Origin of the sequence: Burkholderia lata (assembly GCF_902499025.1) — a bacterium.
Lineage (GTDB): Bacteria > Pseudomonadota > Gammaproteobacteria > Burkholderiales > Burkholderiaceae > Burkholderia > Burkholderia lata_C.
Window position 1 is genome coordinate 36,811 of sequence record NZ_CABVPW010000054.1, and the last position, 14,813, is coordinate 51,623.

At 61.2% G+C, this 14,813-nt stretch carries 8 protein-coding genes; 2 read left to right on the forward strand and 6 right to left on the reverse strand.

The window, feature by feature from the left end; translation table 11 throughout:
* Positions 1–48: 48 nt before the first annotated feature.
* Positions 49–1,266, reverse strand: coding sequence for a non-hydrolyzing UDP-N-acetylglucosamine 2-epimerase (gene wecB / locus BDI24065_RS36625; protein ID WP_175035268.1), 1,218 nt, complete (start codon positions 1,264–1,266; stop codon positions 49–51).
* Between the two features lie 1,322 nt (positions 1,267–2,588).
* Here wecB and BDI24065_RS36630 point away from each other — a divergent pair.
* Together BDI24065_RS36630 and glmS are read left to right on the forward strand one after the other, a co-directional pair.
* Positions 2,589–3,677, forward strand: a complete 1,089-nt coding sequence (locus BDI24065_RS36630; protein WP_175035269.1) for a hypothetical protein — start codon at positions 2,589–2,591, stop codon at positions 3,675–3,677.
* A 49-nt stretch (positions 3,678–3,726) separates the two neighbouring features.
* Positions 3,727–5,544, forward strand: coding sequence for a glutamine--fructose-6-phosphate transaminase (isomerizing) (gene glmS, locus BDI24065_RS36635; RefSeq protein ID WP_175035270.1), 1,818 nt, complete (start codon positions 3,727–3,729; stop codon positions 5,542–5,544).
* 619 nt (positions 5,545–6,163) lie between these two features.
* On the opposite strand, the gene BDI24065_RS36640 is transcribed toward glmS, so the two are convergent.
* The 5 genes from BDI24065_RS36640 to BDI24065_RS36660 all read right to left on the reverse strand — a co-directional run bounded on the left by BDI24065_RS36640 (position 6,164) and on the right by BDI24065_RS36660 (position 14,023).
* Entirely contained in the window at positions 6,164–6,406 is a 243-nt protein-coding gene (locus BDI24065_RS36640) for a hypothetical protein (RefSeq protein ID WP_175035271.1), read from the reverse strand.
* Between the two features lie 364 nt (positions 6,407–6,770).
* A complete protein-coding gene (locus tag BDI24065_RS36645) occupies positions 6,771–9,614 on the reverse strand; it encodes a hypothetical protein (RefSeq protein ID WP_175035272.1) in 2,844 nt (947 codons plus the stop codon).
* 231 nt (positions 9,615–9,845) lie between these two features.
* Positions 9,846–11,348, reverse strand: a complete 1,503-nt coding sequence (locus BDI24065_RS36650; protein ID WP_175035273.1) for a hypothetical protein — start codon at positions 11,346–11,348, stop codon at positions 9,846–9,848.
* Between the two features lie 381 nt (positions 11,349–11,729).
* Complete coding sequence (locus tag BDI24065_RS36655; RefSeq protein ID WP_175035274.1) at positions 11,730–12,824, reverse strand: hypothetical protein; 1,095 nt, start codon at positions 12,822–12,824, stop codon at positions 11,730–11,732.
* Positions 12,825–12,919: 95 nt separating this feature from the next.
* On the reverse strand, positions 12,920–14,023 hold the full coding sequence (locus BDI24065_RS36660) for a peptidoglycan-binding domain-containing protein (RefSeq protein WP_175035275.1): 1,104 nt from the start codon (positions 14,021–14,023) through the stop codon (positions 12,920–12,922).
* Positions 14,024–14,813: the final 790 nt, after the last annotated feature.

Below are 14,813 nucleotides of genomic sequence, written 5' to 3' on the forward strand. Positions count from 1 at the left end.
TGATCGCCGGGCATCCCGCTCGCACGGCATGCGGCCGCCCCGCCACGCTCACGGCGACCTCAACGCCTGCAACCCGAGCGTGAGCGCGTTGAACGGCATCTCCGACGTGCCCATCGAAAAGCTTGTCGCCTTCGTGGGTGCCCCCGGATTGCGCATCAGCGCGTGAACGATTCGCTCGCTCGCATGACCGTCGCCGTATGGGTTGCTCGCGCGCGCCATTTCCCCGTACGCGCTCTCGCTGTCGAACAGCCGCGACGCCTCCCACACGATCCGCTCCTGATCGGTGCCGACGAGCCGCGCGGTGCCGGCCTGGATCGCCTCGGGCCGCTCCGTCGTCTCGCGCGTGACCAGCACCGGCTTGCCCAGCGCCGGACCTTCTTCCTGAATGCCGCCCGAGTCGGTGATGATGAAGTGCGCGCGAGACATCAGGAATACGAACGACAGATACTCCTGCGGCTCGATCAGGTAGATGTTCGGCACGTGGCCGAGCCGTGCGCGCGCCGGCTCCCGCACGTTCGGATTCATGTGCAGCGGATAGACGAACTGCGCGTCAGGATAGCGGTTTGCGAGCGTGCACAACGCATCGCAGAAATTCCGGAACGGCTCGCCGAAACTTTCGCGTCGATGGCCGGTGATCAGTACCACGCGCCGCGACGGCTCGATAAATGGAAACTGTGCCGCGACCTTCTCCGACAGCGCCGCGGTGGAGTCCAGCATGCGCTTGACCTCGTGCAGCGCGTCGATCACGGTATTGCCGGTCAGCACCACCGCCCCGCCCGGTACGCCCTCGCTGAGCAGGTTGTCGCGTGCCTGCCCGGTCGGCGCGAAATGCCACGACGACACCGCATCGGTCACGCGGCGGTTCAGTTCTTCCGGCCACGGCGACCAGATGTCGCCGCTGCGCAAACCGGCCTCCACGTGCCCGACCGGCAGATAGCGGTAGAACGCCGCGAGACTGACCGCGAGCGTGGTCGTCGTGTCGCCGTGTACCAGCACGACGTCCGGACGCAATTCGTCGAAGACGATGCCGATTGCCTGGAGAATGCCCGTCGTCACGTCGGTCAGCGTCTGACTTTGCCGCATCACGTTGAGATCGTAGTCGGGCTTGATATCGAACAGTGTCAGCACCTGGTCGAGCATTTCGCGGTGCTGCGCGGTCACGCATACCCTGGCGTCGACACCGGCTTGTGCCTTCAATGCACGCACCAGCGGTGCCATCTTGATGGCCTCAGGCCGAGTCCCGAACACAAGCAAAATCTTTTTCATCGTTATCCTCGTTGAGCCATTTCGCGCTGAATGACCCTGCTCGTGGCGCGAAGCATGTATTCAGGCGGCACCTCCCGTACTCGCACGCGATCGACACGTTGCGGTGTCGCGGAGCGAGCGCGCCGCCCGGTCCGCGCGGTCTACGCCACGCGAATCGTCGTACTACCGGCGTCCCGTTGCACTTGATCAGTCACGTCATGAGGCGTTCCTCGCTTGGCCAGGCGTCACGTCTGTGCGTCACGTCTTTTCCTCTACAGCAATATTCAAACCAGCCGCCCTGCGACCGTGCCCGGTTCACACCGCATGCACCGCGCGCACGCGGCGCGCAGCGGAATGTTTCACAACTGCTACGCGTATCGCGTCGCCGGGTGAGCACAAAACAGGCGAACATCGGGGCAGTCGCGAGGTCCCTTCGGCGACGTCGTCCGACGAATCGCGAACGCATGTCGCGCGTCCATTTCACGTCGGATCTCGCGCATCTGTCGAAGCGCGTTGCGTTTCCTTGATTCGCCACTTTTGTCTGTGCAGCGAGCGGCGTAATCGACTGCCTGGCCGTGGTCATGCACGAGGGATTTACCCGACACGCAACGTCGTTCACGTCGCACGAATCGATGGGTCGGGAAATGTTGCGAATGTGTAACGCGGGTTCGGAACGGGGTCGTGGCATCGGCATCCGATCGGTGCGAGGCATCCAACTGCATGGAACCCACCGACATCCCGGCCGATGCATACACAACGAACGGCGCGACGCTCGTCACAGCGCGGAGTCGTGCTGCCAAGGCGGTACCGGTTCGGCAGACAATTCGCCCGACGCATGACGTATGCGAGCCTCGATGTCGGTCGCGCGCGCGCATTCGGCCTGCAAGCAGGCTGATTCTTCGATGAATCAAAATCCACCGCTGCCGCCCGAGCCATGTCCCCGGCCGCCACCCCCGCCCCTTGCTGCGCGCGGCATCGCGACCGATGGCTCACGCCTTGCTTGATGACAGTCAGGTGTACCCCGAAACACTCGCCCGACAACGGACGGGGACGCCCACGCAACGAAGCCGGGAGGAAACGCGGCGCGTCCGCCTGGAGCGAAAGACCAGCGCTCCTGCGCGCCCACGTGCCGACGTGTCCTGTTGAAGTACGTGCGATCCGCGAGCCTGGTTCCGGCTCCGATGCACGGAGCCGGCTCGTGAGCACAAGTATCGGTACCAGCCTCGGGTTTACCGGCACCAGGGTGACCCGAGCCACAACGTCTACACGCTCGCCGGGCGCGACGCGGCCAACGCCGCGCCCGGCGACGATTGCACAGGACCGCCGCGCAGGAGCCAAAGACCATGAACCGGCCCGCGCTTTGCCCCACCGCACGCTCGCGCGTAGCGGCCACCGTCGCGCTGTGCCGCCTGTGGCACATCGCCTGCTGTATCGCCGCGTGCGGCTTCGCGCTGCACGCGAGTGCCGCCGAACTCCGGCTCAACGGGCTGTACCAACGCGCCGACGGTGCGATCACGGTGCGCCTGAGCGGCGTCGGCATCGATCCGTATTTCGCCGCGAAGGCGCTGCTCGCCGCGTCCGACGCACAACTCGACGCCCGTCAGGCCGCACTCGCGTGGATCGCATGGCTGCTGCCGCGCCAGCGTCCGGATGGCGGCTTCGATCGCTACTGCGTGAAGAACGGCCGCTATCGCGCATGTGCCGACGCAGAAACCGACGACGCGATGATCGCGACCTGGATCGAATTGCTCGCCCGCTTCGCGCCGCCCGACGGCTTGCCCGCTGCGTGGGAACTCAGCATGAACCGCGCCGGCGTGCATCTGGACACGCTGCTCGACAAACCCTCCGGCGTCTATCAGATCTCGTCGTCGCTGCACGTCGCGTTGCTGATGGACAACGTCGAGGTGCACAGCGCGTTCCAGGCCCTCGCGGCGTACTACGTCCGGCGCGCCGACTACACCCATGCCGGCCCGTGGAGCCAGCGCGCGGACCGGCTGGCATCCGCGATCCTGAAGGTGTTCTGGCGCGGCACGGAATCCGGCTTTCGTGCCAGCACGCAACAGGTCAGCGATACGAGCTTTTATCCGGCGAAGATCGCGCAGATCCTCCCGCTCCTCTCGGGTATTCAGGTACCCGAACAATCCAGCGAGACGATCTACGCGCAGTGGATGCGGAAGTACGGCAAGAGCTGGCCGCAACTCGCCGACACCGATTATCCGTGGGCCTTGATCGCGCTGGTCGCGGTCAGGATGAACGATTGGGGCACGGTCGCCTGCTGGCAGGCACGATCGGGGCCTTACCGGCACGGTGCGCACTGGAACGTACTGGAGGAGTCGCTTTATCTGGCATTCGAAAGCCGGATTGCCGCTCCCGTCGTACCCGCTCGATGCGGATTCACGACGGCGGCGGCAACGGCAACCGCCTCGCGCTGACGCAACGGTGCGCGCGGTTCATGATGACTAACAGGGAAGGAGACGTGTCATGTGTGGCATCGTCGGCGCGGTCGCGCAACGGGACATCGTCCCGATTCTGATTGAAGGTTTGCGTCGCCTCGAATATCGCGGCTACGATTCATGCGGCGTGGCGACGGTCGTCAACGGCCAGGCGCGTCGCGAACGCAGCGTGTCGCGCGTCGCCGATCTCGACGCGCACGTGCGCACCGCCGGCCTGACCGGCAGCACCGGCATCGCGCACACGCGCTGGGCGACGCACGGCGCACCGGCCACCTGCAACGCGCATCCGATCTTCTCGCGCGACGAAATCGCGCTCGTGCACAACGGCATCATCGAGAATCACGAAACGTTGCGCAAGCAACTTTCAGACGCACACTACGAGTTCGACGGCCAGACCGACACCGAGGTCGTCGCGCACCTGATCCACAGCAAGTATCGCGGCGACCTGCTCGCTGCCGTGCGCGCAGCGACTTCACAGCTTCACGGCGCGTACGCGATCGCCGTGTTCAGCAAGCACGAGCCGCAACGGCTGATCGGCGCGAAGGTTGGCTCGCCGCTCGTCGTCGGCGTGAAGGACGGCGAATACTTTCTTGCCTCCGACGCACTCGCGCTCGCCGGCATCACCGACCGCTTCATCTTTCTCGAGGAAGGCGACATCGTCGAGCTGACGCCGGGCGGCGTGCGCGTGCTCGATCGTGGCGGCGCACCGGTCGAGCGCACGGTACAAACCATTTCCTCCGCGCAGGCCGCGGTCGAGCTCGGGCCGTACCGGCATTTCATGCAGAAGGAGATCTTCGAGCAACCCGAGGCCGTGGCCGCGACCATCCCGGATGCGGGGCTGTTCGATCCGGCCGTTTTCGGCCCGGACGCCGCGCGGGCGTTCGAGCAGATCGACAACGTGCTGATTCTCGCGTGCGGCACGAGTCACTATTCCGGCCTGACCGCGCGCCGCTGGCTCGAAACGATCGCGCGTGTGCCCGCGCAGGTCGAGATCGCGAGCGAATACCGTTACAGCGACGCGCTCGCGATGCCGAATACGCTGGTAGTGAGCGTGTCGCAATCCGGCGAGACCGCCGACACGCTCGCCGCGCTGAAGTACGCGCAGGCGCTCGGCCATATGGACACGCTGGCGATCTGCAACGTGCCGACCAGCGCGATGATGCGGCAGACCGGCTTGCGCTTCCTGACGCGGGCCGGCCCGGAAATCGGCGTCGCGTCGACCAAGGCGTTCACGACGCAGCTCGTCGCGCTGTTCATTCTCGCTGTCACGCTCGGGCGGCTGCGCGGTTACGTCGACGATGCGCAACTCGCGCGCTACACGATGCAGTTGCGGCGGCTGCCCGGCGCGCTCGAGGATGTGCTCGGGCTCGAGCCGCAGATCGAGCGCTGGGCGGCGGAATTCTCGCAACACGAGAATGCGCTGTTTCTCGGGCGTGGGCTGCACTACCCGATCGCGCTCGAAGGCGCGCTGAAGCTGAAGGAGATTTCGTATATCCACGCGGAGGCGTATCCGGCGGGCGAGTTGAAACATGGGCCGCTGGCGCTCGTGACGCACACGATGCCCGTCGCGACGATCGCGCCGAACGACGCGTTGCTCGAAAAGCTGAAGTCGAACATGCAGGAAGTGCGGGCGCGCGGCGGACAGCTTTACGTGTTCGCCGACGCCGATACGCGGATCGACAACAGCGAAGGCGTGTCGGTGCTGCGGATGCCGGATTACTACGGATTGTTGTCGCCGATCCTGCATGTCGTGCCGTTGCAATTGCTCGCGTATCACGCGGCGTGTTTGCGCGGTGCGGATATCGACAAGCCGAGGAATCTGGCGAAATCGGTGACGGTCGAGTGAGGGGGTTGAGTAACCCCGGGCGGATGGCAATCCGGATTAGAAGCGTTTTCACGTAAACGCTTCTAATCCGTCGGGAGCCAGTTTTTGACTCCAAATGATTGTTTTTGCTACGTAAACGCTTCTAATCCTGAAACGTTAAATTCCCACTTCAGAGGTGAAATTCCGAGAAATTTTCACCAAAATGATTCCATCTGTTCGCCAGAAGTGAAAGTATCTCGTGGCCACCCGTAAAAGCGTTCTAGGAAGTGGGCCAATATTCCCCTAGATGCTTGCTGGGCGGGGCGCAATGCGCTTTTACTGTGCCACGCGTATTTCATCAAAATACGTGCTCGCGGCCCCCTTGTTTTTGGCGCAATCATAGGGGTTGAGCCGCCGCGGGACGTTTCCTCCCCTCAGGTATAGCACCGCCACAGCCGCATGCGGCTGGACGTGACTTGCAGTGCGTCTTGGGACCCGGTAGCCAAGCTCGACTTCGACGCGCATTCGTCGGCCCGAATGACGCGGGCGAAAGCTGCCGTGGATGCGTTCCCCGCGCGCTTCGGCAAGGGAACGGTGGTGGTCGGCGGCGCGCCGTATGCACCACCTTGGCCGCGTCGAACTGCCAATCGGGGGCAGTCCGCTACCCGGTGCGCCGCTGTGCCTGGCCCAGCAACAGTTCGGCGGCTTCAACCAAGGTGATAGTCGCGGCATAGCTCCGGTGTTCGAGGAACACGGCGATAGCCGTCTCGAGCCGCTCGCTGGCGAGGTCGATGCGGTTGCCGGTTTGCGCGGGCGTACGTCGCTTCCGGGACAGATGCGAATACCTCAGTCTATCGGCGCCTGGGGTGCGTTTCCGCTGAATTTGACAGCCATTGGTCGACATGACTGCACCTACTTCCTGTCGCTCGAAGCTGGCGCCGCGCGTAACGCCACGGCTAATGCAACGAATATCGCGCTGAGGGTCACGAGCGCAATGAGGACGATAGCGGCACCGAACCGGTGCGCGTCCAGCTGCGCGACAAAGGTGTTGCACTCATGTATGAGCGCGGCGCCCCCAATGACACTGAACGTCCGGCGTCGTATCGGGCGCACTCCCTTCACCGCCTTTACTGAATCCACCCACGGTTGCTGCTTGCTCATCTCGTATCACCATCCCGCCATTTGGCGCTCGTTCAAGGTGATACGGATTTTTTCTCATGTTGCTGCGTTCTCCGATAGACGCGCGCCATAACGAGGCTTCGCGCGCCTTACCGCGCCTTAGCGCGCCGCACACGGTCCGCTAGGTTCCTCTTCGTGAAGAATTTCACGGTTCCGTTATCGTCCCACTTGACGCCCTCAGCATCTGCATATCCGAGCAACGGGGCCGGACGGTTGGCGTCCTGCGCCAGTTTCACAAAGGCGGCCCAGACCGAATGAATGTCGCTCTGGTCTGCGGCTGAAGACTTGGCAATGTCGATGACCGCTTTGAGGGGATTACTACGTGTCCCGATGGAGCGCTTTGTGATGACGCTTGGTCCTGAGTTGCGTGCTTGGTCGCCCTCCACAAATTTCGGCTGACCGTTAGCGCTGCGGCTTCTGTCTACGCCAGCTACTTTTGGCTGGACGTCGCACCACGGTAGGTTATATCGGTCCAGATATCGCTTCACGTCTTCCCTGCGAATAAAACCCTTAGTGATGTCCATCGTTGCGATACGGTCTGCCGTCACGAGTGGCAGGCCGTCGTCGCTGGCCCACTTCGCGATTTGCTGCTTGTGCGCCAGCAATACTTCGCCCCATCGAGCCTGCGCCTTGGTCATTTCGTTACTCTCGCGGAACTCACCTACCAAGGACCACTCGGGCCGATTCTCTGCCGCGGCGAATTTCTGTCGGTGCGCCTCAAATTCGGCACGTGAGCAACCCGCCAGGGACTTGCCGCATATCGAATGGACAAGCCGCCGGTCATCGCTGGTCAGCAGTTCCATATGTGCTACGCCATCACCGGCGGGCACTTCCTTTTTTATCGTAGCCAGCCTTTCATCGTCGGGTATCGCGACCAATGAAAAGGCAATATGGCCGGCCAGCCACTCAGCGGAAAGCAGTGGCGCGCTTGGAATCACTACCACGCCCGAACCCAGCGCGGCCTTCATGTCCTCTTTCTCCCTGTTTACTGCGTCCTCCTCGATGCTTCGCAACCAGGCAGTATCGAAGCCCCTGACCCGACACCACCGGATGAAGTCGAGCGGACGCACCTTGGCAGGCGGGTTCTCCTGGCTGCGCCAGATGCCCAGCACGCGCTTTGCTTCGTGAAACGGGTCTTGGCTGCCCGAGATGAAACAGCTATCGAGCCCCATAGCGCCATTTTCAGGAATTTCCGTGCAAAGCTGGCCGTCGATGAAGGGGGCTTGCAGACCACAGACGAGCATCGCAGCGGCTTCGGGTGTCCAAGTGTCGTATTGGAGATACCGAGTTAGCGTCGTCTGCTTCTGCATTTCCTCGCTGAATCCATCACCGTAAAGGCGCGCAGGCTGACGAAGTGCCCACAAATCGGCCTGTTCCTGAATCTGCTTCAACGTGTGCGCTTGTTCTGTCCAACTTACGTCGTCGGTGCTCGATGCGAATGCTGGTCTGTTTACCGTTCCGGGCGCTGCCACGCACTGCGACGATGTGGCGGTAGTGACGGGCTCGGCGAATTGGAACTTAACACGGGGTTCGTTCGTGTTTAACCATGCGTTCAGGTCATCCCAATAGGCTTCTTCATAGAAAGCCCTTACGGTCTTCGGACGGTAACGCGCCTGCTCGCCGGGGCGATACACCGGCAGGTGGTCATTGGGGACTGCCTGCTCAAGTTTGACTAGCCAATCCTGTGCGGTTGTGCCCGTGTGCAGCTCGAGAGCATCTGCAGCTTCTTGAAGCGTATAGCGCCCCACAGTACGGCGCTCTTCATCCTGCTGCTTCCAGATTTCGGCTCGGCAGCTCCTTGCCAGCCATTCCGGAAATCTGTCGAAGTGGTTTGTGATGGCCCACCGTGCAGCGCTTACCCGCTCGATGCGCCATTTCCCACCGTACACCGCATTACCGGCGCGGGTTTCATGTGCGTCTAACTTGCCGCTCCTGCACGCAGACAGGATGGCCTGCCTGATTGGCCCCCGCTCAGCCTCCGGGACGCAGTCGTCGCGGTACTGGATAGGCGGTACTCCAAGACAAAGGGCCTCAAGCTCTGTTTCGCTCCAGTGCGACTCGTTTGCTATCACCACGCGGGCTTCTGGCACAAACTCATATTTGACCTCAGAGAAATCAAACGTAATCTTCACCCCGACGCCAGATGCGAATTTCTGCACGTCTTCCACGGGTACCCACGCATTGGCAAGCGGTGCTCCCTTCAGCGGAAGACTGGTTAACTGGCCCGTCAACGGCCGCATTGTCGACGGTTCAAAGCCGCGGATTTCACCTCGACGTATCGCGGCGTCGAGTTCCTGTCTTTGATAGTCCAACGCAGCAGCCCATACGATGCTGCCATTTGGATGAACTGCTTGCGCTGTCATTTCGGCAATCTCCCCCACCGGCACGTGCGTCCTGACGGGGTCAATAAACAGAGTCGCAACGATTGAAACGGGTGTCGCCGCGCCCTGCGAGGCATCGACGATTCGAGCACGAGCACTCTGGAGAAAAGCATCTGAGTTTTCGCAGTAGCCGAGCCGTGCAGGACTCACGTCAATTTTCGTGTACGTCAGCGTGTCATACAGGTTAAGTTCGCCATCGTAGACCGCACACAATAGCAGGCGGTCGTAGCGTGTCACCACCAGGTCACGCAGCCGGGAAACCGGATTGGACGGCTCGACGTTATCGTGTGCCGCCGTGAGCTGCACCTTTGCGTCGTTCGGGTTCATGCCCTCGGGGACCAGATTCGACGCAATCGTGTTGGACAGGATTTCGTACGACACGCAATGATGACGCGGGTCTCTCTGCAATCCGTCGCTTGAAAACAACTTCTGAAACGCGACAGGAACCTTGTTCAGCGTGGCCCATGCGTCCAATTCGGCAACATTGAACAATGCGCCGTTGGCAAACTCGAGTACAGCGCGATAGCGGTTCTCATAATTCTCAGCGTCCATTTGCGCCCTTCACGCGCAGACCTTCATTGTCGAGGCCCCTGCCAAGCTGGTGAAGGTGTCCGGCTTTTCCGCCCGTCGACGTAGGTAGAGGTAAAACAGTATGACAATTCCTCCATCCCTTGACTACAAGCGGAGTCAATTTGGACGGTGTCGCCGGCGGAATCGCCTAGTCCCCGCGCGACTTTACCCTACGCTACCCGTAGCTGGCGGAGCTTGGCTTGCTCGACCGCCTCAAGCCACTGAAGGCCTATCGACAAGGCGAGGCGTCCAGTGGTTACCCTCGACGGCACGCATCGCCAACTCCATCGCCAGCCCCGTCTCGATGTTCGCTGGGCCAACCACGTGGATTCCGACTGCCGGGCATGACACCTCCACCCCAAAAGGACCATAGCTACGGCCATAGAGTTCCAGGTCGATGCGGTGCTTGAGCGTCATTGCCTCCGGCACATGGTTTTCGAGGATAGCCTTCAACGGCATGGCTTGGTCGGACGACGTCGCGAAAAAATTGACTTCGGCCTCTCCGGCAGTTTCGATGTTAATCAAATCGAGCAGCCAGGTCATGTCGACTTGGAGGAGCAGTACGTCGCTGATGTCTGCAGGCAACGCGATGTTCATGTCGAAGAAATCATCAACTCGCCGAATAACCGCAATTTCATCGAAAAGCGCACGTAATGGCCGGAATGATTCACTTCCATCGAACTGACCGGTGCCGAATTCAGATTCGAGGCCTTCACGCGTGCATAGGATTAGACATTGAACTGGCGCCGCGAGAAGCTGGACTATCTGCTGAAGACGGGAGAAATGGGGCAGCCGGCGAACCGGCTTGCTCGCCCACTGCTGGATATCGATGTTAAAAGTGAAGTCGGTTAAAGCGCCAGAGTAGTCGGCGGTCAGGATAGCCGTGAGCATTCCTCCGAATGCCGTACCTTCGAGCCTCACACCTTTGTTACCTTGGGTGCTGTTACCGCTGAATTCGATATACAGGGGCGAGCATGAACCCGCCGTCAGCGCAATTGTCAGCGTGACCGGACGTGGTTTCGACGAAAGCTGCCAGCAAGTGGCGCCTACCTCATTCGTTTGAAAAAGCGGGGAACCTTCCATCCGGAGGTCGGCGCCATCCATCACCAGGTTGCCGCCATAGTCGAGAAAATCGCGTAGCGCCTGGACGTTGTGTTCGTTGTCTTTGGCAGCGACTACGAGTCTGGCTTCAACTCTCTCTTTTGCCGTTACCTCGTACATGGGACCCGACTCGCCCATGCGCACATCCACCTTGAAGCGCGGGTCGATGCGTTCCTGGCGAGCTGACTCCCGACTGCAAAACACGTCCACCGCATGCTTGATTGCAGTGGGGTTCGTCAATGCAGACAACTCGCTGCCAGGCGGTTTGCCTGCTCTTACGTTTGCTACCCACTCAGCGTCTGACTTGATATGGAGTAAGTCCGCGACCGAATACGCGTCGGCGTCGCGGTCGATGAGGTCCGCACAGGTGGCGCAGGCCCACAAACCATTTTCAATGGACTTCCGCTCGGCCGGTGTCTGGTTTTTGTCGTACCGCGGACCGTTCTTCGCGGCGGCCTTGATGTGCGCCGCCTTGCCGACCGAAAACCTCTTGTCCGTTGTGCCGGTTTTTGGCCCCAGAGTCGGCGCGTCGCATACCGAGCAATGGAAGTTGACACGCTCTGCAAGCATCTGCTTTACCGGCTGACTGAAGTCGTCTCTTGCGTTATTTCCCATCTGGCTTCCGCGGCCTATGCGCATGATTGTGGTGGCATTCTAACTCCGCGCACCTCCCTAAACACTGCTACGACACCCTCCCTGATTCTCTGGAAATCGAGCCTCGTAACTATCGCTCTCATGCAAAAAAGAGGGACGCATCTCGGGCGCGTCGCGGCGATTTTGGAAAAACATGGCCAGTGCCGCAGGCGTTCGGTTCCGGGATAGTGGCGATGCCGGCGATGACCGGTCAACCCTACAGGAGAACTGCCATGCGCACCTTGAAAGTCCACACCTCGAACCCTTCAAACCCCACGAATCCGAACTGGCCCAGCCGTACCGGCAATCCTTCCGGCGGCGGCCGGGGCAACAATCCGTCAAAGCGATAGCGCAGCCAGCGGCCTAGCCTTCGCACCCGGGCAAGATGGAGCGGTCCGCCGTTCCATCTCCGTTTCGGCTTCGGTGGAAATTTAGCCAGAACGGATACCGGTTGGATGCCCAGGATTCGAAATCCGGGAACTCAAATGGATACGCCGGCCATGGCCAGAACAGCTGCGGCCGCGCCGATTCGCGTGCTCTCGCCTGAAGGCGCTGGGCGCAATGGCCCAGCATGTGGATATGCCGCGAGCATCCCAGTTGCGCATAGAGCAGCTCATCCGGCTGGTCGAGTCCGTACTCGCCGAGTATCACCTTTAGCGTCTCCACATCCGGCAAGCGCGTACCGTTGCTCCAGCGGTCTAGCGTCGAGATGTCGTCAAGGCCAGACTCCGCCGGTATCCGATTGAATATCTCGGTCGCGCCGCTCGCGCCTAGGCGGCGCTTCAATTCATCGAAGAAGAGACTGGTTGGGTTGCGGCCCGGTCGATGCGCGCTGGGAAGCAGCTTTTCGAGACAAGACGACCTACCCAGTTCGCGCGCGCGGTCGACGTCCCACGCCGCCATCCAGCCCAGGTGTACATCGAGCGCCATCGCGCCGAAAAGAGGAAGCAGTTCGTTCACATGCGACGCCTTGCGTATCGCGTCTTCTGCGCCGGGCCACAACAGGTGGCGCAGAATCGGATGGGCGGCCATATGCGCGAGCGCGCCGGCCATATCTCCGGTTTCGAGCCGCCGAACCAGCGCGAGGTCCGCCGCCCCGACATCCTCGAGGTAGCCCTGGTGAGGCTTGAGGTCCGCTCGCTGGAGTCCCCTCGCTCGGTTAATTGCCTCAAAAACGGTCATCTGGCCGAGGCGGGCTAGCGCGTGGCTTTCACCGCCGCTCGCCAGTTGCAAATCGGACAGGTAGTCGGAATACTCCGGCGAGCGCGCAGCCAACTCGTCCATCCACATCTGCGCACGGCGCTCCCGGTTGGGGGCCGTACTCGTCATGAGCCGCACTCCCCTGCGATACCAGGACAGCAGCCCCTCCCTCGCAAAGATAGCCGGCAGGGGTGTGCCGCTGAGCTTGAAGTGCACCTCAGGGTCGAACGTCAATACGCCCGCGAGCTTGAGCGGCACGGGCGGGCCTTCAAATGGGTTCAGGAAGGTGAGAGTCGACGATACGGCCATGGCCGCCAAGTATGGCCGCATTGCGGGCGCGACGACAATACGCGCTAACGCTGCCCCATGTACACCATGAGGTCCTGCATCGATGTTGTCGGACTCAGATGTTCGTGTTTCTCGTAGCGTGCTATTGCCGCGACCGTGCGCGGGCCAATGCTTCCATCCGCCTGCCCACGCAAATATCCGCGGGCAATCAACTGACGTTGAACCGCGCGACGGACGTCCGCTTCGGCTAGCGTTACAGTTGCCGCCCCCGGAGTGTCGCGAGTCGTATATTTCACGAGCAAAAGGTGTGCTTGCGAATCGGCAGCGGTATGCGTCATCGCATACGCAATCGCTGGAGTCGCTGCTTCGCGAACCGTTGGCACCCAGTGCATGGTGCCGGCCGCACCGTACAGCGCGCCACAAAAAGCCGCAATAGCTGAGAACAGGCAGGCGCCTTTCAATGGCGCCCAATTGCGCCCGCGCTGGCGGTACTCGACGGGGACCTTCCGTCGCAGAAGCGAGCTTGTCGCAGCACTAAGCATCCAGCCCACTGGCGATACCAATATCATGGTCAACACTGTCATGACCATGGCTAGTGCCAGAGGTAGCAGAGCACTCGAAGGGTTCGCTATCGAAAAGTTTGCGAAGTTGTTAGCCGTCAGGACGAATCCAGCGACCGCCGGGCATGCAGCAACAAGGGCCCAGGCCGCCCGCGAATTTGGCGGCGAAACCTTGTCAAGCACGTGGAGAAATGCTCGCCCAATCGACTCCGCTGCCTCGTTCGTGATGAAGCCCTCCGCCGCGCGCGTGACCGCATGCTCGGGATTTGCTCGAGCCAGCTTGTCAAGCTTTGCGAGCCCGCGCATCGCGTGGTCGAGGACTGGCAATTCACATAATGATGAGAATAGCTTCTTAGCTTGCCGCCGGACCTTCGAGCGCCCCCGCTTACTATTGCTCAAGGACGAAATCTGCTCCAACTCGGCACGCAGCAGTTGGTCAAATACCGGGGGCGTCACAATAGGGACGATGTTGCTGCCGACAGCTGTTACTTTGTACGGCTTCTGCACAACGTTGAGGCTGAGTTCGACAACGTCGGCTGCGCCTTCATAGCACGCCACCCAGTTGTCGCTGTCGTTGTATTCCGTGCCAGTTAGTTCAAATGTGACCAACCTCCGGGCACTGGTTGGCCCCCCTCGCTCGAGAGCTCGAACAAGAGAATCGGCTGCAAGGCCGAGAAGGGGGGGCACGTGCCACGACGGGCGTGCCAACGCTTGAACACGAGCAACGTCGGTGAAGAACCCGTGTCCGGAGCACGCACCGCATGTTTGCTTACCGGAGCCACCGCAACGCGCGCAAACAACACGTCCACTCCCAATACAGAAGCCGCAAGTTTCGCGAACTGTTTGTGTGTAAGTCTCGTTACGGCTGCCGTTCCATCGGGTATGCGTGACCGTTCTGTTCTTCGAGCCGACACCTGCGCAGCTAGAACAACTGCTCCGTCCTCTACCCGAGCACCCTCCACACGACACTTTGCCGCTGCCGCTGCAACTTCCACATTGACGGAAAACAGAGTATGAGCCGAAATCGTGAACGGGATGGACCGCTGCCGATGACTCGAGTCCGTTCGCACCCGCGACATCGATGCGCTGCATGAACGGAACGCGAATGTCGCGGTCGCGTACAGCCTGCTCGCACAACACCCGCAGATGTTTCTGGAAGTCGACCGTGTTATAACCGAAGTGTCCGCCGGATATTGCGGAATTACCTTTCGACGTTGTCGTCGTGACGTCGTGGTCGAATCGCCAGACAACAAACGCAGTCGCAATGTATCTTGCAGTAGACTCACCCGTGGGTACTACATCTTCTTCTCGAGCATGATTGCCTGTTGATGTCCGCACAGAACTGACCCACTAGAGCTGAAAATTTTCATCGAATTTTGACCCACGTGATTGAATGCCC

Excerpts from the sequence above, each read along its gene's own strand:
- BDI24065_RS36630 (WP_175035269.1), top strand. The coding sequence starts at position 2,589 with ATGAACCGGCCCGCGCTTTGCCCCACCGCACGCTCGCGCGTAGCGGCC.
- BDI24065_RS36645 (WP_175035272.1), bottom strand. The coding sequence starts at position 9,614 with ATGGACGCTGAGAATTATGAGAACCGCTATCGCGCTGTACTCGAGTTT.
- BDI24065_RS36650 (WP_175035273.1), bottom strand. The coding sequence starts at position 11,348 with ATGGGAAATAACGCAAGAGACGACTTCAGTCAGCCGGTAAAGCAGATG.
- BDI24065_RS36640 (WP_175035271.1), bottom strand. The coding sequence starts at position 6,406 with ATGTCGACCAATGGCTGTCAAATTCAGCGGAAACGCACCCCAGGCGCC.
- glmS (WP_175035270.1), top strand. The coding sequence starts at position 3,727 with ATGTGTGGCATCGTCGGCGCGGTCGCGCAACGGGACATCGTCCCGATT.
- wecB (WP_175035268.1), bottom strand. The coding sequence starts at position 1,266 with ATGAAAAAGATTTTGCTTGTGTTCGGGACTCGGCCTGAGGCCATCAAG.